The organism is Thermodesulfobacteriota bacterium, from assembly GCA_040757775.1.
Taxonomy (GTDB): domain Bacteria; phylum Desulfobacterota; class UBA8473; order UBA8473; family UBA8473; genus UBA8473.
The window spans coordinates 89,815-111,387 of sequence record JBFLWQ010000008.1 but is presented as its reverse complement, the minus strand read 5'-3'; the positions used below and the strand labels follow the sequence as shown (position 1 = coordinate 111,387).

The window sequence follows — 21,573 nt, the reverse complement described above, 5'->3', positions numbered from 1 at the left end:
TACCTCCTCTTTATCTTATAATTCTTTAAATTTTTCCTCAGCCTCTGAGGGACGCACATAAGAAGGAGTAAATGTATTTAAATCCAGGACATTATTCTTTTTAAATTGATATAAACTCAATCTTGCAACACTTGCCGCACGTGGAAGCCTTAAATTCAGTGGGGCAAAGAATGCCATATCTTTAAGTACCTCTTTTATGAGTGTATGATAAACTTTTATGCCATCACCTAAAAAGACAACCTTTTCTTGAATCTTTTTTAAGAGTTCACCGGGGTTTATTGCCAGATCCGGTGTGATTTTTTTTAGCCTGTTTTTTGCATCTCTTTTATACAATGCCGTGTAGACTTGCTTTTTCCTGGCATCTAATATTGGACAGATAAGGTAGCCAGTAAAGGAAATATTTTCAGCCATAGCATCCAGGGTTGGAATGCCTACAACAGGTTTGTTAACTGCATAGGCAAGTCCCTTAACTGTACTCGCACCTATTCGGAGTCCTGTAAATGAACCGGGACCTATAGAAATAGCAAATCCATCAATTTCGCCCATAGATATCATTGTGTCTCGCATGACACAATCAATGGCTAAAAGCAGTCTTTCGGAATGAGTGATATCGATATTCAACAGATACTCTGATACCAATTCATCGTCATCGACCAATGCTACACTCCCAGCCATGGTTGAAGTTTCTATTGCCAATACTTTCAACGGATATACCTATCCTCAGGTTAGTTGTAAAGCTGATAGAGCTTTGCACAACCGCATTGCAACTCTCTTTCGTCATTCCGCACTTGATGCGGAATCCAGTTATTTCAAGCAGTTCTGGATTCCGGCTTCCGCCGGAATGACGTGGGGAGTATGTTTTTCAAAGCCCTTCCTGAATTCTGATTTCTGACACTTCGATTTTATTTAGTAAATATCCGGCTCAAGTCATTGTAAAATACAAAAACTATCAACAGGATTATAATAACCAGGCCAACTTGCTGCGCAGCCTCCCTTTTCTTTATACTGAGCGGTTTTCCCATAATAGCCTCAAGGAGGAAGAAGAAGAGATGCCCACCATCAAGTATCGGGATAGGCAAAAGATTTACTATACCCAGATTGATACTTATTATTGCCATAAAAAAGAGAAAATTCGGAATTCCTGCCTGTGCCTGTTTCCCTGCCATCTGGATTATTAGGATAGGTCCACCCAGGGTATTTGCAGGTACTGTTCTTTCAATAAGTTTTATTATAGTTATTCCCATCAATTTGATCAGCCACCATGTCTGTTGAGACCCTTTTACTATAGCCATAAAAGGATTATATCTCTCTGTAATAAATTTATCTGATGCGGTTATGCCGATCTTGTAAATCTTTACGTCTTCCCCAAAGATATTTTTGTCAGTAAAGAGCTTTGGTGTAAGTTTGGTCTTGTAGTAACTGCCATCTTTTTTTAGCTGAATGGTCAGTTCCTCTCCTTTGCTGCGCTGAATAATCTTTGTTAAGTCTTCCCATCGTGAGACTTTCTTCCCATTTATTGCAACAATTTGGTCGCCTTTTTTAATTCCTGCCTCATAAGCAGGAGACCTATCTACAATATCGCCTACCTGGGTTGTCAGGACTGGAACTCCCCTCATGTAAATTGCGGAAAGGATAACTACTGCAAATATTATGTTAGAAAAAGGTCCAGCGAACACAATTCCTGTCCTTTTTAGTAGAGATTTGTTGGAGAAGGATTTGGACAGGTCATTTTCTGATACTTTTTCTTCCTCCCCGGGTTCCTCTCCAATCATTTTTACGTATCCTCCCAGGGGAATAGCAGAAAGAAGGTATTCAGTTTCTCCAATTTTCTTACTAAGTATTTTGTGACCGAAACCAAGGGAGAACTTGAGTACCCCAACACCGCTTATCTTTGCAACGATAAAATGTCCCAATTCATGGACAAAGATTAGTATTCCCAGTAAAACTATCGCAGAAATTGCAGTTACCATTCAACACTCCTTTTAATCTCTAGATAAGTAACTTTGCCTTCATCCTGGCCCAACTATCGGCATCCAGTGCATCTTGTATTGTGTTTATTTCTTTTACCTTATAAGAGTTCATGGTCTGTTCTATAATATGGGGTATTCCAGTGAAACCTATTTTATTGTTTAAAAACGCCCCTACTGCAATCTCATTGGCGGCGTTGAGAACAGCAGGCATTGTTCCTCCCTCCTCAACTGCCCTGTATGCCAATCTGAGAGCAGGGAATCTTTTCTCATCCGGGAGGTCAAAGGTGAGTTTCTCAATCTCAAGGAGGTTTAAGGACGGAAGTTCCGTTGGAAGACGTTCAGGATATGCAAGGGCATAAGATATTGGTCCCCGCATATCCGGTACCCCCATTTGGGCAAGAACTGAGCCATCAATATATTCTACCATTGAGTGAACTATACTCTGGGGGTGAATATGGACGTCGATCTTTTCATGAGGAATATCGAATAACCATCTGGCTTCAATTATTTCTAATCCTTTGTTCATTAAAGATGCTGAATCAATGGTGATCTTCTTTCCCATCTGCCAGACAGGGTGAGTTAGGGCTTCCTGAATTGTGACAGTTGCGAGTTCTTCATGGGGACAGTTTAGAAACGGTCCCCCGGAAGCAGTCAAAATTATCCTTTTTACATCCTTCTTTTGATGCCCCAAGAGGGATTGGAAGACAGCACTATGCTCACTGTCAATGGGGAAGATAGTAACGCCGTTCTCTTTTGCTTCTTCCATTACTATCTTTCCTGCCATAACTAAGGTTTCCTTGTTAGCCAGGGCTATATTTTTATGAGCTTTAATTGCAGAAATTGAAGGAATTAACCCTGCCGCTCCAACAATGGCAGATACAACCATATTAACCTCTGGTAAAGTAGCAACCCTATTGATTCCTTCAACACCATAGAGTATTTCTATGTCTAGTGGATCTAATTCTTCTTCCAGTCTGTTGGCAAGAGGTTTATTCAATACGGATACCACTCTTGGGTTAAATTTGTTAATCTGGTTTTTTAGTATTTGGATATTAGACCCAGCCGAAAGGGCTACTATTTCGTATTTGTCCCTGAACCTCTCGACTATATCCAACGTGTTGACACCGATTGAACCTGTAGAACCCAAAATAGCCAGCTTCTTCACCTAGTACTCCAACTGCAATTCAGACACTGGACTTCAAATTTCAGACATCAGCTAATGGCCAGAGATTACACAAAAATAAAAGTCTGAGGTCTGACGTCTCTTGTCTAATGTCTGTCTCACATAGTGATTACTAAAGAAATATAATTGCATAATAGTAAAGAAAGGGAGATGAAAAGAGGATGCTGTCAATCCGGTCTAATATACCCCCATGTCCAGGCAGCAAACTGCCGGAGTCTTTTACCCCGACGCTTCTCTTTATCATTGATTCACATAGATCCCCCACCTGTCCCATTATCCCCAGCCCTACAGCCAAAATTAGGCAGTGATAAATCTCCAGTTGCTCCAGAAAGTATTGCATGAAGATTAAAGCGCCTCCTATATTCCCTGCGAATCCCCACAGGGAACCCTCTATAGTTTTGCCCGGACTAATCCTTGGGTACAGTTTGTGCCTCCCAAAGTAACTGCCCCCATAATAAGAGGCAGTATCCCCCATAAAGGTTACTGCCAGGGTGAAGAAAACCCATTGTTTACCAAGGGGCAATCCTCTGATTAAGGTAAGATGAGAGAAGAGGAGTCCTATGTAAAAGATTCCAATTAGAAGTTTCCCAAGGGTTGGGACTACAGAACTTAAATCTTCAACATTTATGAGAAAGAAAATAAGCAAAAAAATAGTAATAAAAGCGGAAAAACCTAATATGAAATGGTCATCTCCCCTATAAATACCATATGCTAAAAATGATACTGAAAGGATCCCTAGTATCTTTTCTTTCCTGTGATCTCCGGGCAAAACCAGAGAATAAAACTCATGAGTTGCTAGTATTATTGTAACTAAAAGGACCCCAAAAAAAACCTGTTGTGAGCCATAACCTACCACAAGGATAAGGAGTGGTATAAGGAATAAAGCTGTTAACCATCTCTTTAATTCCATTACACCCATTTCTTCTTCCTGTCCTTTATCTGACTGCTCGTTAAACCAAACCTTCTTTCTCTAGACTGAAAGTCCAGTATAGCTTCAATTAAATCTTCTTTTTTAAAATCGGGCCATAGGGTATCGGTAATGTATATTTCTGTATAAGCCATTTGCCAGAGTAGAAAGTTGCTAATTCGGCGTTCACCACTGGTCCTGATCAGGAGATCTGGATCTGGAATTCCAGCAGTAAATAGGTATTTAGAAAAGAGTTCCTCTGTAATATCCTCAGGTTTTATCTTTTTGGTCTCACAATCCCTGATGATCTTTCGAACTGCATGTACAATATCGTCTCTGCCTCCATAACTTAAGGCTAAATTTAAGAGCATCCCCTTGCATGCTTTGGTTCTCTCGATGGTATCTATCAAAACCTTACCCACACTTTTGGGCAGATTCTTAAGGTTGCCAATTGCATTAAGTCGTATATCATTCTCCAGCATCTCATTCAGTTCATCAAAAAGATATCTTTTAAGAAGATTCATCAATGCATTTACTTCACTCTTTGGACGGTTCCAATTCTCCATAGAAAAGGCGTAAAGAGTTAAAACTTCAATCCCCAGTTCTCTACAGGTTGTTACTACTTTTCTTACTGCCTCTGCTCCTTTTTTATGTCCAGATACTCTTCTGAGAACCCTTTTCTTAGCCCAACGGCCATTGCCATCCATAATAATTGCAATATGCCTGGGAAGTTTATCTTTATTCAGCCTATCCATAATTATTTACCACGCTAAAGCTTTTTAATTGGTTAGTTTTTCATTTTTCAGAATGAAATAACCTAGCATAAGTAGTGTGATTTTTCAAGTAAAGATTATAGGCAGGTCAGATACTTATACTTACTTAGATTAAAAGGATCCTTGAAGAGTGAGAGATGGAATGATTCCGAAAAATGCCGGGGAAAATCTAAAGATTTTAATCTGTTATAATCTGTTAATGTTTATTCCTCAATTATTGCTTCTGTTGGACATATGTCTACACAAGTACCACACTCTGTGCATTCATCTTGATTAATTACGTATATGTCGTCGTCTTCTTCAATGGCTTGAGAAGGACACTCTTCTGTACAGGTTCCGCACGATACACAGTCATCAGTAATTTTATAGGGCACAGATTTTCACCTCCGTAAACTAGTTAGAACTAGATTTCCAGTACCTCTTTCTCCTTAGCTGCTAGAATCTCATCAGATTTTTTCACATATCTGTCTGTGATTTTCTGAACTTCATCTTGGAATTTAAACATCTCATCTTCAGACATCTCTTTCTCTTTCTTCATATCTTTGAGCATATTATTGGTATCCCTTCGGGTATTCCTGAGGAACACTTTACACTCTTCAGTCATCCTTTTAACCACCTTAATCAGTTCCTGCCTTCGCTCTTCTGTTAAATTGGGTATTGATATACGAATGAGCTTTCCATCGTTAACTGGGATGAGGCCCAAACCAGATTTTTGTATAGCCTTTTCGATTTCTCCTATAACCTTGGTATCCCATGGTTGAATTGTAATCAATCTAGCCTCCGGAACAGAAAGAGTAGCAACCTGATTGAGGGGTGTAAGTTCCCCATAGTATTGGACTTTAATTCCGTCTAGTAAAGATAAGGATGCCCTTCCTGTTCTTACCTTGCTAAATTCTTTCCTGAGTCCTTCAATGGTTTCTTCCATACTATTTTCAAGTTCTCTAATAATCTCTTCTTTCATGTCTTACTCGTAATCGTGGTTCCTAACCTTTCGCCTAAGATGGCTTTTTTAATATTACCTGGAACCGTCAGATTGAAAATAATTATTGGTAAGTTGTTATCTCTACATAAAGACACAGCTGTAGAATCTATCACCTTAAGGTTTTTGTTCAATACTTCAGTATAGCTTAATGCCTCAAATTTTTTAGCATCTCTATCTATTGTGGGGTCACTGGTATAGACTCCATCCACCTTTGTTGCCTTCAGTATTACATCAGCGTTGATTTCTTTTCCCCTGAGTGCAGCTGCAGTATCGGTAGTAAAATAGGGATTACCTGTTCCTGCCGCAAATATTACAACCCTTTTCTTCTCCAGGTGTCGTTTAGCCCGTCTAGGTATATAGGGTTCTGCTATTTGCCTCATCTCTATGGCGGATAAGACCCTGGTGGGTATTCCCAGTTTTTCCAATCTATCCTGCAGTACCAGGCTATTAATTACGGTAGCCAACATCCCTATATAATCGGCTGAAGATCGATCCATTCCTTCGGCAGTGGCTTTTATACCACGGAAAATATTCCCGCCACCTATAACAATCGCTATTTCTACACCTGATTCAATGACTTCCTTAATCTCAGATGAAATACTGTTGATAACACTAAGGCTAATCCCATATTCTTCCTTGCCCAGCAGGGCTTCTCCACTCAGTTTAAGGAGTACCCTTCTAAAATTAGGCTTTTTCATTATCCAGATTTTCACTCAATTGGTAACGGGAAAAACGTCTGATAGATATATTCTCCCCCATCCTGGCTATTAAGGTATCAACTAATTCTTTAACAGAAATCTCGGGCTCTTTAACGTAAGGCTGTTCCAGTAAGCAGACCTCAGAAAAAAACTTTTCCATTTTTCCATCTACGATTCTATCAATTATCTTTTCAGGTTTTCCAGAGTTTAATGCCTGACTCTTATATATATCCCTTTCTTTTTCTATAACATCTTCTGGAATAATTTCTCTTTTCAGATAAAGGGGATTTGAGGCAGCTATGTGCATGGCTATATTTTTTACAAATTCAACAAAATCCGCTGCCTTAGCTACAAAATCAGTTTCACAATTAACCTCTAGAAGTACTCCCAGCTTCCCCCCCGGATGGATATATGCCTCTATAATTCCTTCTTTAGAAATCCTACCTGTCTTCTTAGCTGCTGCCGCCAGCCCTTTTTTTCTCAAGTAATCTATGGCTTTATTAATGTCACCGTTGGTTTCCTTCAGTGCCTTTTTGCAATCCATAATCCCGGCACTGGTTTTCTCACGCAGACTCTTAACAATAGATGCTTTAATCTCCATAATCCTTTTTAATTACCTCATTTGCGAAATTTTCTATTATTTATCAAGTTAATAACCCCAGTTCGATTATACTTCCCCCCGATTTTGAACTACTTCTTCCTCACTCTCTTCAATTTCAATGGACATCTCTTCTTCTCTGGCTTCGGCTTCTATCTTTTCCTCAAATTTCTTTCGTCCTTCCAAGCAAGCATCTGCAGTCTTAGAAGTGAATAACCTTATAGCTCTAATAGCATCGTCATTTCCTGGAACAACATAGGTTATATCATCAGGATCACAGTTTGTATCTACCAAGGCAATACTGGGGATACCAAGTTTCTTTGCTTCAGCAACAGATATTCTCTCCTTTCTGGGATCAATAATCAAAATGGCCCCCGGGAGTTTGCCCATATCTTTGATCCCGCCGAGGTTCTTCTCTAATTTTTCTCTCTCCTTCTCGATCTTTAGTGCCTCTTTCTTTGTAAGACTATCAATAGTGCCATCGGTTTTCATAGCCTCAATCTTTTTTAATCTATCTATACTCTGCTTGATAGTTTGGAAATTCGTTAATGTTCCTCCAAGCCATCTGTTGGTAACATAAAACATATTACATCTCTTGGCTTCTTCCTCAACAGCATCCTGAGCCTGTTTTTTTGTTCCTACAAATAGAACTGTTTCTCCTTTGGATACTGTTTCAACTACGAAATTATAAGCCTCCCTGAATAATTGGACAGTCTTTTGCAGGTTGATGATGTAAATCCCATTTCTTGCCCCAAAGATGTACTCTTTCATTTTTGGGTTCCATCGCTTTGTCTGATGTCCAAAATGAACACCAGCCTCCAGCAATTGTTTCATTGTAATATTCAGCATCCATTAACCTCCTCGGTTGGTCCCCAAATTCCTTCTACCTCCCTATTGCTGGATATCAATTTCTATTGTACAGGTATCTTATAGGGGTTCAGCTATCAGTGTTCAGCTTTTGCGTATAAGGTAGATGAGTTTGCCAGCTCGTCAGTTTTCAGAATCATAATTGGTTTTCTATGATAGCTTATTGGTTATATTTTATTACCTAGCCTTACATCGTACTGCAATCCTGAGAATACAAAATTTATTTAGATAGCACATCGTATTTTATATTGCAAGGGAAAATTTTTTTATTGTTTATTTTAGGTTCTATAGTTAGCATTTATAGTTACATATTCCGGAGACAAATCAGTGGTAAAGACTCTGGCTTCACTTGAGCCACTGTTCAAATCTATTACAACCTTAAACTCTTCTTTCTGGAGTACTTTGGATGCTCTTTCTTCCTGTTGAATCCCTGTGCCAACTCCGTTTTTAACCACCATTATATCTTCAAAAGCTATGTTGATCTTCTCTGGATCAATATCGACGCCTGATGCTCCGATGGCAGAAACGATTCTTCCCCAATTGCAATCTTCTCCGAAGAAGGCTGTCTTTACCAGGTTTGAATTTGCAACACTGAAGGCTACTTTAGCCGCATCATGGTACCCTTTTGAATTTATAACTCTGATTTCAACAAATTTTGTAGCTCCTTCTCCGTCTTTAACGATCATACTGGACAACTTTACCAGAATGTCCACCAATAGGTTTCTAAAAAGCTCAAGATCCTGAGAACACCAAGTTATAGTTGGATTTTTAGCCTTTCCGTTGGCTAGAATAATTGCCATATCATTAGTACTGGTTTGGCCATCTATACTTATACTGTTAAAAGAATATCTGATGCCCTCTATAAATACCTTTTCTAAAGTTTTAGCTTCAATATCTGCATCTGTCAAGATAAAGGAAAGCATAGTAGCCATATTGGGCATTATCATCCCTGCCCCTTTTGCTATGCCACATATAGTAATCTCTTTAGCACCGATTGTTTCTTTTTTCCATACTACCTTGGGGTGTGTATCAGTGGTCAATATCGCCTCTGCTGCTCCCAGTATTCCATCCGGGGTTAACTTCTCTACGAGTTGTGGAATATTTTTGGAGATTGTTTCTATGGGCAGCCTTTTCCCGATTACCCCTGTTGAAGCGACCAAAACCAGGGATTCGTCTATTTTCAGCTTATGTGCTGCGAGTCTGGACATTAATCGGGCATCTTCTAAACCCGCCTCTCCAGTACATGCGTTAGCATTACCGCTGTTTATAAGAATTGCCTGACATAAATGCTTTTTTGCCTTTTCCATACTTACCAAAATCGGTGCAGCCTTAACCCTGTTTTGAGTAAAAACTGCTGCAGTGATAGCTGGTTTCTCTGAATAGACTAGGGCTAAGTCGTTTGCTTTATTCCGCTTGATTCCCGCTGAAATGCCACTGGCTAAAAAGCCGGGCACCACAAATCTCATATGATTATCCCCCTGACTTTAACTTAGGTGCTTTCCACCTGACCTCTTTGAAGACAGCACTTCTTGTATTTTTTCCCACTACCACAAGGGCATGGCTCATTTCTGCCTGTCTTGTTGTCTCCCCTTTTAACAGGTTGCTGTTTCTCAGGTTGCGATTCCTCTTCTCCCCTTGAGAGAAAAAAACGCTGCCGTCTGGTCGGAACCAGTGATGAAAAATCTTCCTCCTTGGCTAGCTGAAGCCTGTATAGTTTTTCTATAGCGCCTTCTTTAATCCGATTAATCATATCCATAAACATTCCATAACCTTCTCTTTGGTATTCATGAAGGGGATTTTTCTGACCGTAACCTCTGAGTCCAATGCCTTCTCTTAAGTGATCCATAGCCAGAAGATGATCCTTCCAGAGGCTGTCAATAGTTTGGAGGTAGATAACCCTCTCCAGATAGCGCATAGCGTTTTCACCTAACTCTGCCTCTTTTCTATTATAGAATTCCCTGCCCTGAGAGATTGTCAATTCAATTAGCTTTTCTCGGGTAAAACTATCAACAGGGATATGGTCAATATCTATCCGGAAAGAGAACTGTTTATAAATAGCCTCATTTAAACCTTTAATATCCCACTCATCTGGATAGGATTTTTCATCAACATAAACCCCGGTGATATCTTCAATCACTTCCTCTGTGATTTCTTCGATACTCCCTTTTAAGTTTTCACTGCTCAATACTTCCCTGCGTTCTTTATAGATTACTTCTCGTTGCTTATTCATAACATCATCATATTCGAGCAGGTGTTTACGTATATCGAAATTATGACCCTCCACCTTACGCTGCGCATTCTCTATTGCCTTACTGACTAATCCATGCTCGATGGGTTGCCCCTCTTCCATCCCTAGTTTATCCATGATAGTAGAGATTCTTTCTGACCCAAATATCCTTAGCAGATAATCTTCCAAAGAGAGGTAAAATCTGGAGGAGCCCGGATCACCCTGCCTGCCTGATCTTCCTCTCAGCTGGTTGTCAATACGACGGCTCTCATGCCTTTCTGTACCTAGGATATGCAATCCACCTAGGGCTATAACCTCCTCTTTTTCCCTATGACATATCTGCACCATTTGGTCCAGGGTCTCTTGGTATTTTTCTGAGTGAATGTCTTTCTCTACCTTTTCTGCAGCCAGAAACTCTGGGTTTCCACCCAGGATAATGTCAGTTCCTCTCCCAGCCATATTAGTCGAAATTGTTACAGCATGCTTTCTGCCTGCCTGGGCTACGATTTCGGCCTCTCTCTGATGGTGTTTGGCATTTAAGACATGATGTTTGATTCCGTGCCTTTTAAGCATTTTACTTAACTGTTCAGACTTCTCTATGGAGATGGTTCCCACCAATACAGGGCGCCCAATCTTGTTTAACTCTTTTATTTCATTAAGAGCAGCATTGAACTTCTCTCTTTCTGTTTTATATATGACATCTGGGTTGTCTCTTCTTATCATGGGCATATTGGTTGGTATAACCATGACATCCAGATTATATATCTTCTTGAATTCTGCTGCTTCTGTATCTGCCGTTCCGGTCATCCCCGCCAGTTTCTCATACATCCTGAAGTAATTTTGAAAGGTAATAGAAGCCAGGGTTTGATTTTCGTTTTCAATCTTTACATTCTCTTTTGCTTCCAATGCCTGATGCAGACCGTCACTGTATCTCCTCCCCGGCATTAACCTTCCGGTAAACTCATCGACTATCACTACTTCGTTAGCTTTAACCACATAGTCGATGTCTTTCTTAAACAATGTATGTGCTTTTAATCCTTGATTTACATGGTGCAGTATCTCAATATTCCTTGGGTCATAGAGGTTTTCAACGTGAAGTAATTTTTCAACTTCAGCAACCCCGTTTTCTGTCAGGGCAACTGTTCTTGTCTTCTCCTCAATAGTGTAATCTTTCTCGTTTTTAAGCCGGGGGATAATTCTGTTGATTTGATAGTATTTGTCAGTAGATTCTTCAGTAGGGCCTGATATAATAAGAGGGGTTCTGGCTTCATCTATTAGGATACTGTCCACCTCATCTACAATTGCATAATGAAGCTTGCGCTGTACATAGTCATCCAGGCTGAATTTCATATTATCTCTCAGATAGTCAAAACCAAACTCGTTGTTTGTACCATAGGTGATGTCAGAATTATATGATTTCCTCCTATTTTCATCATCCATATCGTGTACAATTACACCTACGGACAAACCCAAAAATCTATATATTGTTCCCATCCATTCGCTGTCTCTCCTCGCCAGATAGTCATTTACTGTAACTATATGAACTCCCTCTCCTTTCAAGGCATTAATATAAGCAGGAAGCGTGGCAGCCAGTGTTTTACCTTCACCGGTCTTCATCTCTGCAATCTTACCTTGATGAAGGACCATGCCCCCTATCAATTGTGCATCGAAATGACGTTCCCTTAAAACCCGTCTTGATGTTTCTCTGACCACCGCAAAGGCTTCTGGTAAAATGTCATCCAGTAGCTCTCCCTTTCCAATTCTTTCTTTAAACTCAGAAGTCTTAGCCTGTAATTGATGGTCTTTTAACTTGTTAACATCCGGTTCTAAGTCGTTAATGTGAGCGACCAGAGGCTGTAGTTTTTTAAGTTCCCTCTCATTTTTACTTCCGATTAACTTCTTTAATACAGTCCCAATCAATTCCAAGTCTCCAAATAAGATGAAAAGGGTGTTTTACTTAAATGGTTACTTTATAGTTGCAGTTTGGTATGACTATTCAAACATAAATTTTCAGTTTATACTACTACAAAAAACAAAAACACACAAGACAGTTGTAGTTATGGAAATGTATTGGAAATATACGTTGAGATTGTTATAAGTATCAACAAGATATAATGTAATATTCTCCCCATCCCATCGGGATTATATCAACAACCTTTAGGTGTCTGTTACCGCTTGAAGAAAAAGTTGGAAGGACAGGTTTGAAAGGTCCGTTTTATATTAAAAACCCAGAAGTAAGAAGCCAGGAACCAGGTTTCCTTTTGTTTCTGCCCCCTGATTTTTGGTTCCTGACTCCTGAGTTTTTACTGTATTTACTATCTGGAAATCTTCCATCCAGTCACAGGGACAAACTTTCCACTACCCGGGTCAGCCTTAAATACCTTTGCCGAATTCATCCCTTTATGATTACTGGAACTAAAATTTATAGGGCCGGAGAGTCCTTTCATGTCAAAATCCTTTATACTTTCCAGAGCCGTTACCAACCGTTCTCCGTCTATATCCCTGCCTGCCCTTAAAAGCCCTTCCTTCAATACTACACCAATTGAATAAATGTATGTGTAGAGTTTACCCCGATATGGTTTTTCTGTGCCAGGTGCGTACTTGAGGGTCACTTTCCTCATGAAATCTACCCCTTCACCCTCGTCATACCAGGAAGCAAAGGGGCTCACTGCGTAGTACTTTTCTGCTGCCGGTCCTGCCATATGTATAGCCTCTTCGCCGGCTGCCGCTATGTTCCCAAAGACGAGTACATTCATGCCGTACTTTTTTAATTCTCTCAAAAGTATGCCAGCAGGTTGGGTAAGAAAACCGCACAATACTATATTGTTTACCTGATACCTTTTCATACTCATTACCTGGGAGGTAGCATCAAGGGAACCCGGGTTTAATACCTCTTTTGTTACAGGGGTCAGTTTATGGAATTTTAGCCTCTCAATTGCAGGTTCAAGGTCAAGTTTTCCTGTCTCATTATCAGGGTAAACCAGGGCAACCCTGGGATTCTGAGTCTTCAAATCCTCTATCATGTAATCAATGATAGTCTTTATGGTATTGGGATAGGTTTCAAATACACCAAAGACATATCTTTTTACAGGTGAGACGGTTTTGTCATTGGGCGGTATTGCCATGGTCGGGATCTTTTCCTTTTCCATGTGTCGAAAAAGGGTGATGGTTGCCCCTGAAGATGTAGGTCCGATCAGTGCTAATATCTTATCCCTGTAAAGGAGTTTTTTGAAAGAGGCTATTGCCAGGGGGATTGCATATCTGTCATCCTCAACTATTAATTTTGCCTTCCTGCCGTTAATCCCACCATGTTCATTGACATACCTGAAGGTGCTCCTTAAGGCGTTGGTTCCAGGTACAGTGAGATCAGTTGCAGGACCGGTTTGATCGAGTATAATCCCGATCTTTAATGTATCACTGGTCAATCCTCTTTGGTCATCAGCGTATCCCTCGCTCGTAAATAAACAGGCAAAGACTACCCAAATGGCACAAAGTAATTTGAAATTAATCTTCATTATACCGCCTCCTTTTTAATATTTATCTGAATTAACAATAAACCTATTACAGGCTAATATATTAGTTAAATAGGGCAGAATGTCAACAGAAATTTGCTGCTAGTATTGAACGCCATCGTAGTTCTTTATCTAACACAATGACAAGGCAACCCTTAGTAGATAACCATCCCTTCTATTTCAATCTGTAATAAGGAATTGTTTACCCTTTATCATATCCTTTTGACAGCGAATTTATATCCTTGACTTAGATAATCTGTTTTCGATATTATTAATCAAACAACTGATCGATAAATTAAAGACTGTTGGTTCAATTGGTGGACAGAAATTCTCCATTATTGTTCAATTATCAAAGGAGGGTCCAATGATTAGCAGTAAAGAGATTACCGAGATGTATCGTGAAAAAGTGACCGAGAATACTACTTCCTCTGGCATTCCGGTGAAGGAGGTATATACTCCGGAAGATATTGCCCATATCGATTACGGAAGGGATATCGGTCCGCCTGGCAAGTATCCATTTGTCCGTGGTCATCATCCTTTGATGTATCGGGGTAAATTATGGAATATCAGGAACATTACCGGCTTGTCTACACCAAAGGCGTATAACGAGAGATTAAAATATCTGATAGCCCAGGGTATGACAGCCATAGAGTGTGAATTAGACAGCCCTACATTCTATGGGCTCGAGCCAGACCAGCCATCTGCTGATGGTCATCTTGGGGTATGTGGTACTTGCCTCCACTCCTTGAAAGACGTAGAGGAAATGCTTGAGGGTCTGCCCCTGGATGGACTCAGCTTTTCTTCAGCCCCTTCCACGCCGGAACTTTCGCAGGCATACATATTGACTGCCATGAAGCATGGCTGTGATATAGGCAAACTGAGGGGCTTAGCCCTTATTCCACAATTCTATTTATTCAACACCTGTGTTCCTGATCAGGAATATATAACATTTGTTAAAGGCCGCATTTCGACGATATTCCGATGGTCAAATGATTTCCTGGAATATGCTTGTAAAAATCTATTCAAGTGGAACGGGTGGTATAGCAGCGGCTATGATATACGTGAGGCGTTTTGTGATGCCATTCAGGAGATTGCATATACCATTGCCATCCGTAATGAAAAACTTCGCGAGATGATGAGAAGGGGAGTTGACGTAAATATTGCTGCCCCAAGGTTCATGCCGGTATTGAGTGTAACTCAGGATTTTTTTGAGGAAATAGCTAAGTTAAGAGCAGCGAGGAGGGTTTGGGCTGAGACATTAAAGAGAGACTTTGGAATTACCGATCCAAATGCATTATGCCTTAGATTTCATGCTAATGTTGCGGGGTCAAGCTTTACACGTCAACAACCCCTGGTCAATCTTATGAGGGGGAGTTTGAGTTGTCTGGCTGGTGTTCTTGGTGGTGCCCTGGGCATCCAGGTTCCATCATACGATGAGGCATGGGCAACCCCGTCAGAGGATGCAGCAACCCTTGCTGTCAGGACACAGCAGATCATAAGGTATGAGTCAGGTGTGCCCAGGGTAGTTGATCCAATGGCAGGTTCTTATTATATAGAGTCTCTGACTAATGAAATGGCGCAAAGGATCGAAGCAGAGGTTGACAGGATTGAAAAACTGGGTGGCTGGTTAGAGGCAATGAGGACTGGCTGGGTTAAGAATGAACTGGAAAAAAGTCAGATAGCAATACAGGGTAAAATAGAAAGTGGGGAGAAGACAGTTATCGGGGTTAACCGCTTCACCGTTCCACCTGAAGAGGATTTCAAACCAAAGAGATATGCGCCTGACGTATCCAGAGAGGTGGAGCCCTATCTTGCTGAATACGTAGAATGGAGAGACAAAAAGAGGGACAGAGAAAAAGTTAAGAAGGCGTTAGAGAAATTACGCAGTACCGCAGAGAAAACGAATGACAGTTTAGTTCCTTGCGTGTTTGAAGCCCTGGAGGCTGACGCCACTTTTGCCGAGATAAGGGGAGTGTTAAGAATGGTTGATGGACTGGAGTACGATCCGGCTGGCGAGAGAGAATATCCTTTTTGAAGGTTGATAAGGGGGCAATGAGCATGAGCAACGAAAAGATAAAAGTGATAACAGGTAAGATTGGCACTGATGGCCATTATCGTGGAATTGAGGCAGTAACCAGAGCATTACGTGATGCCGGGATGGAGGTAGTCTATTTAGGTGCAGGCAAAAGAGTAGAAGAAGTGATAAAGGCATTGAATCAAGAGGATGCTGATGTTTTGGGGCTGAGCTTCTTATGTGGTGGCCATATTCAAGCTATGAAAAGACTAATGACCCGGATAAAAGAAGAAAATTTGGAACATGTTTTGGTCTTAGTAGGTGGAATTATTTATGATGATGAAATTCCAGAGATGAAGGAATTAGGTATTGCTGAGGTGTTTTTGCCCGGGATTCCTTTGGCGCACATAGTTGACTATGTCTCAAGGGAGGTTGAGAAACGAAGGAGAAACTAAAATATGCTCCCAAAAGTTTCTTGACAAGAATTTAGATCTATAAGATAAAAATAAAGGGGCATCTCAAAATAAGTTGGTGAAATCCTAGAATCTTTTTCACCAACTAAGTGGGATAAGAACCTGAAATTATTTATTGAACATAGACCATGGGGAATAACTGTGGTACATTCAATTGATAGCATGGAGAGGTTGCGGGATGAATTAAATTCCTTTCCTCAGAATGAATCCATAAATAAATGGAAAGATCAGGGGAAAAAGGTGATCGGCCGGATGTGTAACTATACCCCTGAAGAGATTATTTATGCTGCCGGTTTACTACCCATCAGGATTATGGGGCATGAAGGTGTCATAAGTCGAGGGGATGATCATCTGCAAAGCAATATGTGCCCTCACGTTAGGGGGTGTTTAGGACAGGGCTTAGAAAAAAAGTATGATTTTCTGGATGGTATTGTCTTTGTTCATACCTGTGATGCCGTTTGCAGACTCTTTGATAATTGGCGGATATATGTAGGGGGTCATTACTCTTACCTGCTGGACCATCCTCATAAAATTTCTGATTCTTCTCAACAGTATCATTATCGGCAATTGGAAAAGCTAAAAAAAACTCTGGAGGATTTATCGGGTCAAAAAATCACTGAGACTTCTCTTGTAGAGGCTCTCGATATCTACAATGAAAACCGTATGATGTTAAAACAGATCCATCGCCTTATGGCAGGAGATGATCCTCCACTATCCGGGGTGGACGTATCTGATATCATTCGATCTAGTATGATAATGCCTAAAGATCAAAACAACTTACTTCTAAAAGAGCTTTTAGCTGAACTTGTGGTGAGAAACAGTTCTTCCAACCGTGGTCCCAGGTTAATGATTAGCGGCAGTATCATGGACAATGCAGCATTTATTCGATTGGTAGAGGAGTGTGGAGCTGTGGTAGTTACCGATGACCTATGTTCAGGAACAAGGTATTTCTGGGATAGTGCCGAAGATAATCAAAACCCGCTGGCTGCCATTGGGCTTCGATATCTTAATATGGTCCCCTGTGCCTGTATGGAACCGCCTTTCCCCAGATTTGAATACATGTTTAATATGATAGAAGAATATAGGGTTGATGGTGTAATTCTATATGGACTCATGTTCTGTGATACCTTTCACTACGACTTCGTAAGTCAAAGGAAAAGGTTAGAGGAGAAGAATATTCCGGTACTGGAGGTTGAACTGGAACACCCATCATTGGGGTTAGGTCAGCTAAAGACAAGGATTCAGGCATTTATCGAGATGTTATGATTATTGATCTGCATATTCATACAAAACCAGCTTCTGGCTGCAGCGATCTGGACCCGGTAGAATTGATAGAAGAGGCAAAGAGGGTGGGTCTGGATGGTGTTTGTCTTACAGAGCATGATAAGATATGGGCTCCAGATGCAATCTGTAAACTGAGGGAAGAACATAACTTTTTAGTACTGGGGGGTGTAGAGATAACCTCTATGGATGGGGACATTCTGGTCTTTGGGCTTGAGAAAGAGATTGACGGTATTGTCTCTGTCCGGGAATTGAGAAGATTGGTCGATGGGGTTGAAGGGGTAATGATTGCATCTCATCCTTTTCGGGGGGCATTCATAGAGGGGAAAGAGTTTTCCATACCGGGTTTGACACTGAGTGTTGAAGAGGCATGTAAAAAGTCGTTCTTGGAGTTTATGGACACCATCGAGTCTCTCAATGGACAGAACAGTGATCTTGAAAATGAGTTCACTGTGAAGGTCTGCCAGAAGCTCAATCTGAAAGGTACTGGAGGAAGTGATGCCCATTCTCATATAGAGATAGGGCGGTCTGTTACCATATTTGAAAATAGCATTAAGGATGAAAAAGACCTCATTAAAGAACTGAAGTCAGGGAATTTTAGGGCAGAGATGTTTCGGAGGTATTGGAATGGAAGATAAATTTGAAGGGCTGGAGAGGGCATTTAATCCAAGGTCTGTCGTTGTAATTGGAGACAAAAGGCAAAACAATAATTACTCGTTTCTGAGAGCCCTTGCTACCTTTTGTGGAAATGTTTATTCTGTAAATGTCGATCCTGGAGAGTTTCCCGGCATAGAAGCCCTGGGGGTTAAGAATTATACAAGCCTTTTAGATGTTCCTGATCCTGTTGATTACGCCATTGTGGCTGTCCCGAGGCAGGTAGCTCCCGCAATAGTGAAAGACTGTATTCATAAAAGAGTAGGGGGAGTAAGCCTGTTTACCTCTGGTTTTGCAGAGACCAGAACCAGGGAAGGAATGGAGCTGGCAGATATGATTACAAAGATGGCAAAAGAAGGGGGACTCAACCTCATTGGACCTAATTGCATGGGTATATTCAATCCCAAAATCGGTCTGAGAAACACACCAGATCAATACACAGGAAATGGGGGGTCGGTAGGTTTTATATCACAGAGTGGGGGACATGCAATAAACTTCAGTGTAGTAGGATACAATAATGGGATTAAGATAAGTAAACTGGTCAGTTATGGTAACGGCTATGTATTGGACAGTACCGACTATTGTGAGTATCTTTTGAAAGACGATGAGACAGAGATTATAGCCCTTTATATAGAGGGTATAAAAGATGGGGGGCGTTTCTTCAATCTTTTAAAAGAAGCAACTAAAAAAAAGCCGATACTGATCTGGAAAGGGGGGCAGACAGAGGAGGGTTCAATGGCTACTGCTTCCCATAGTGGGTCTATGGCAGAGTCTAACCTTACCTGGGAGACAGTGATTAAACAATCAGGTGCTATAAAGATAGATAGCCTTGAAGAGTTGGTTGATACGGTTATGATGTTGCTCTATTCACCTGCTGTGAAGAAGAACAGGGTTGGACTGGTCTCCCTCAGCGGGGGACAATGTGTTAATATGACCGATGTCTTTGCGAGGCAGGGCTTTACAGTCCCATTGCTCACAGATAGATCATACAGGGAACTGTCTTCTATCTTTGCCCTGGTTGGTGCAAGCTATAGAAATCCCATTGATCTTGGAGGAAACTTGTCACTGGCTGAAAGTACTCGCCGGGCTTTACTGGGGAGAGATGACATCCCCAGCAGGGAAAGGCTCCTGGATATAACCCTGAATATTTTGGACAATGATGAGAATATTGATTCTGTTGTTATTGAGATGTCTGCACATCTGATGGAATGGTTTAAAGAGACGTTCCCGGATTTCGCTGAATATTTCTATGCCACGCTGGCAAATTTCAGGAAAAAGTCGGGAAAACCCCTCATAGTTATCATTCCTCCTTCAAAGGTTGAGGTAGGTGCAATCGAGATGAAAAGGAGTCTTCTAAAAAGGGGTATTGCCAGTTTTCCCAGTTTTTCAAGAGGTGCCGAGGCTTTGGGGAAGGTAATGGGATATTATCAGCAACGCCGTTAAAAAACAGCAAAGTAAGCTTTATTAGAGAGATAGGAAATGAGTTCAAAAAATTTGAGTAGCTCGAAGAAACAACTGAGGACGGCAAGGTTGGTGTGGCCACTGGCAAAGGATTATTATGCCAGGGCAAGACAGGCTAAGATAGATAAAAAGCTGGTTGTCTGGACCATCCTTATGGCACCATTCGAGCTATTACATGCGATGGATGTGATTCCCATGATGACGGAACATTTTTCATCCCTTTTGGCAATAAAACAGAAGATTGTGCCTTACCTTGAATTAGCTGAAAGGATGGGATATACGAGGAATTCATGCTCTTTTCACAGAGCTGTAATTGGATTTGCTTTATCTGGGGAAGAATTAATGATACCAGACCCGGATTTTTTTGTAAGTGCAGCCAATGCATGTGATGGGGGTGTTAAAGTCCATATACCTGTAGTAGAACAATTTGGGATTCCATATTATGTCATAGATTCTCCTTATCATACCTCAGAAGGTGGAATGTCTGTTATTGAGGAAGACAAGGTGGAATACTATAAAAACCAACTCCATGAATTGATCTCTATTATTGAAGGATTGACAAACAAACCCCTTAATGAAGACATGCTTAGGGAAACTATTGGATTTGCAAAACAGACCAATGACCTCTGGCTTGAGATAAATGAGCTGCGAAAAACTATACCCTGCCCCATGAGTGTGGCAGAAGAAGCAACAACCATATATCCTCTGATGCAGTTGCTGGGGACCAGGGAGGCTGTTGGCTTCTATCAACTGTTATTGAATGAAGTTAAAGAACGGGTCAAGGAAGGAAAGGGGATTGTGGAAGATGAAAGGCATAGATTACTATGGCTTGGGCCTATTATTAACTATGATACAAGTCTGTTGAATTACTTTGAGGAATTCGGAGCGGTACTGGTTAAGTCAGATATGGATTACATATACCTTGGTGATCTGGACCCGGAAAACCCATTGGATAGCCTGGCGAGGAAATACATTTCAAATTTTTTCAATAGTATTATTGAAAATCGAATCTACCTCACCAAAGAGATGGTCAGAGATTACAATATAGATGGGATGATCATCTATTCTCATCGTGGATGCAGGCTATTCTGTGGTGGTCAGAGGGCAGTAATGGATGCAATCTCTGAGGAGTTTGGTATCCCTTCTCTCCTGATAGGGGGTGACCTCTCTGACGTAAGGGATTATAACAGGGATCAGGTTAGGAATCAGATAGAAAACTTCATGGACATACTGGGATAATGAGCAAGGCATGATAACCATTGAAAAGAGGAGAAAAGATTTGATGAAGGTAATTGGACTTACAGGTGGTATTGCTACTGGTAAGAGTACAGTCTCAGAGATCCTTTCAAAGCTGGGTGCTGAGATTATAGATGCCGATAAAGTCGGTCATCAGATATATCTCCCCAATACAGGGGCATGGAAGGATATTATTGCTGCCTTTGGAAAGGACATTCTACTCCCGGATAAGACTGTAAATAGACCCAAACTAGGGGGTATAGTGTTCAATGATAAGGCAGCCTTAAAAAAATTGAATCATATTGTCCATCCCAGAATGTACAAAAAGTTTGAAGAAGAGATAGAGCTAAAAAGAAAAAAAAACGATAACAAAGGTGTAGTAGTATTGGATGCAGCAATCCTGATTGAGGCAAACTGGCTGTCTTTAGTAGATCAGGTATGGGTAGTGGCTGCAGATGAGGATACTGTGATGGATCGTCTGTGTTCAAAGAAGGGGTTCACTAAAGAACATGCCCGGTCCAGAATATCTTCTCAGCTCTCAGATGAAGAGAGGAAAAAGTATGCTGATGTAATCATTGAAAACAATGGTACCATGGCAGAGGTCGAACAACGCGTATATGAAGCATGGAAGAGAATCGTAACTATTCAACCATGACAGGCGAGATGCCTGTCCTACTGTGTTGTATAACCACCTACGATGGTAGTCAGCCAGAGGCGGATCGGCTGTCTAAAATACA

General features: G+C 40.9%; 20 protein-coding genes. 7 read left to right on the top strand and 13 right to left on the bottom strand.

Annotation, left to right across the window (positions count from 1 at the left end):
* Window positions 1-15 precede the first annotated feature (15 nt).
* The 13 genes from tsaB to AB1401_07120 form a co-directional block, all read right to left on the bottom strand.
* The gene (gene tsaB, locus AB1401_07180) at window positions 16-705 is read right to left on the bottom strand and encodes a tRNA (adenosine(37)-N6)-threonylcarbamoyltransferase complex dimerization subunit type 1 TsaB (protein ID MEW6615229.1); all 690 of its coding nucleotides are present in this window, start codon (window positions 703-705) and stop codon (window positions 16-18) included.
* A 197-nt stretch (window positions 706-902) separates the two neighbouring features.
* Window positions 903-1,970, bottom strand: coding sequence for an RIP metalloprotease RseP (gene rseP, locus AB1401_07175; protein ID MEW6615228.1), 1,068 nt, complete (start codon window positions 1,968-1,970; stop codon window positions 903-905).
* A 19-nt stretch (window positions 1,971-1,989) separates the two neighbouring features.
* Entirely contained in the window at window positions 1,990-3,135 is a 1,146-nt protein-coding gene (locus AB1401_07170; protein ID MEW6615227.1) for a 1-deoxy-D-xylulose-5-phosphate reductoisomerase, read from the bottom strand.
* A 130-nt stretch (window positions 3,136-3,265) separates the two neighbouring features.
* Window positions 3,266-4,072, bottom strand: coding sequence for a phosphatidate cytidylyltransferase (locus AB1401_07165; protein MEW6615226.1), 807 nt, complete (start codon window positions 4,070-4,072; stop codon window positions 3,266-3,268).
* Complete coding sequence (locus tag AB1401_07160; protein ID MEW6615225.1) at window positions 4,063-4,815, bottom strand: isoprenyl transferase; 753 nt, start codon at window positions 4,813-4,815, stop codon at window positions 4,063-4,065. The genes AB1401_07165 and AB1401_07160 overlap by 10 nt, the downstream gene beginning before the upstream one ends.
* Before the next feature lie 221 nt (window positions 4,816-5,036).
* Window positions 5,037-5,207, bottom strand: coding sequence for a 4Fe-4S binding protein (locus AB1401_07155; GenBank protein ID MEW6615224.1), 171 nt, complete (start codon window positions 5,205-5,207; stop codon window positions 5,037-5,039).
* Window positions 5,208-5,236: 29 nt separating this feature from the next.
* Window positions 5,237-5,794 carry a ribosome recycling factor gene (gene frr, locus AB1401_07150; GenBank protein MEW6615223.1) on the bottom strand — a complete coding sequence of 186 codons (558 nt, stop codon included), beginning with the start codon at window positions 5,792-5,794 and terminating at the stop codon, window positions 5,237-5,239.
* Window positions 5,791-6,513, bottom strand: coding sequence for a UMP kinase (gene pyrH / locus AB1401_07145; GenBank protein ID MEW6615222.1), 723 nt, complete (start codon window positions 6,511-6,513; stop codon window positions 5,791-5,793). The genes frr and pyrH overlap by 4 nt, the downstream gene beginning before the upstream one ends.
* A complete protein-coding gene (tsf, locus tag AB1401_07140) occupies window positions 6,500-7,114 on the bottom strand; it encodes a translation elongation factor Ts (GenBank protein MEW6615221.1) in 615 nt (204 codons plus the stop codon). Before tsf ends, pyrH begins: the two co-directional genes overlap by 14 nt.
* 66 nt (window positions 7,115-7,180) lie before the next feature.
* Window positions 7,181-7,960 carry a 30S ribosomal protein S2 gene (rpsB, locus tag AB1401_07135; GenBank protein ID MEW6615220.1) on the bottom strand — a complete coding sequence of 260 codons (780 nt, stop codon included), beginning with the start codon at window positions 7,958-7,960 and terminating at the stop codon, window positions 7,181-7,183.
* Window positions 7,961-8,256: 296 nt separating this feature from the next.
* Window positions 8,257-9,444, bottom strand: coding sequence for a bifunctional glutamate N-acetyltransferase/amino-acid acetyltransferase ArgJ (gene argJ / locus AB1401_07130; protein MEW6615219.1), 1,188 nt, complete (start codon window positions 9,442-9,444; stop codon window positions 8,257-8,259).
* 23 nt (window positions 9,445-9,467) lie between these two features.
* On the bottom strand, window positions 9,468-12,125 hold the full coding sequence (gene secA / locus AB1401_07125) for a preprotein translocase subunit SecA (protein ID MEW6615218.1): 2,658 nt from the start codon (window positions 12,123-12,125) through the stop codon (window positions 9,468-9,470).
* A gap of 395 nt (window positions 12,126-12,520) precedes the next feature.
* Window positions 12,521-13,720 carry an ABC transporter substrate-binding protein gene (locus tag AB1401_07120; protein ID MEW6615217.1) on the bottom strand — a complete coding sequence of 400 codons (1,200 nt, stop codon included), beginning with the start codon at window positions 13,718-13,720 and terminating at the stop codon, window positions 12,521-12,523.
* A 361-nt stretch (window positions 13,721-14,081) separates the two neighbouring features.
* Between AB1401_07120 and AB1401_07115 the strand changes: the two genes are divergently transcribed.
* From AB1401_07115 to coaE, 7 genes are all read left to right on the top strand, one after another.
* Entirely contained in the window at window positions 14,082-15,752 is a 1,671-nt protein-coding gene (locus AB1401_07115) for a methylmalonyl-CoA mutase family protein (GenBank protein MEW6615216.1), read from the top strand.
* Window positions 15,753-15,775: 23 nt separating this feature from the next.
* Entirely contained in the window at window positions 15,776-16,186 is a 411-nt protein-coding gene (locus AB1401_07110; protein ID MEW6615215.1) for a cobalamin-dependent protein, read from the top strand.
* Between the two features lie 159 nt (window positions 16,187-16,345).
* Complete coding sequence (locus AB1401_07105; protein MEW6615214.1) at window positions 16,346-17,470, top strand: 2-hydroxyacyl-CoA dehydratase family protein; 1,125 nt, start codon at window positions 16,346-16,348, stop codon at window positions 17,468-17,470.
* Window positions 17,467-18,123 carry a PHP domain-containing protein gene (locus AB1401_07100; protein MEW6615213.1) on the top strand — a complete coding sequence of 219 codons (657 nt, stop codon included), beginning with the start codon at window positions 17,467-17,469 and terminating at the stop codon, window positions 18,121-18,123. Before AB1401_07105 ends, AB1401_07100 begins: the two co-directional genes overlap by 4 nt.
* A complete protein-coding gene (locus AB1401_07095) occupies window positions 18,113-19,582 on the top strand; it encodes a CoA-binding protein (GenBank protein ID MEW6615212.1) in 1,470 nt (489 codons plus the stop codon). The genes AB1401_07100 and AB1401_07095 overlap by 11 nt, the downstream gene beginning before the upstream one ends.
* Window positions 19,583-19,618: 36 nt before the next feature.
* Window positions 19,619-20,839 (top strand): 2-hydroxyacyl-CoA dehydratase family protein, encoded by a 1,221-nt coding sequence (locus AB1401_07090; protein MEW6615211.1) that lies wholly within the window; start codon window positions 19,619-19,621, stop codon window positions 20,837-20,839.
* A gap of 43 nt (window positions 20,840-20,882) precedes the next feature.
* Entirely contained in the window at window positions 20,883-21,491 is a 609-nt protein-coding gene (coaE, locus tag AB1401_07085) for a dephospho-CoA kinase (protein ID MEW6615210.1), read from the top strand.
* Window positions 21,492-21,573: the final 82 nt, after the last annotated feature.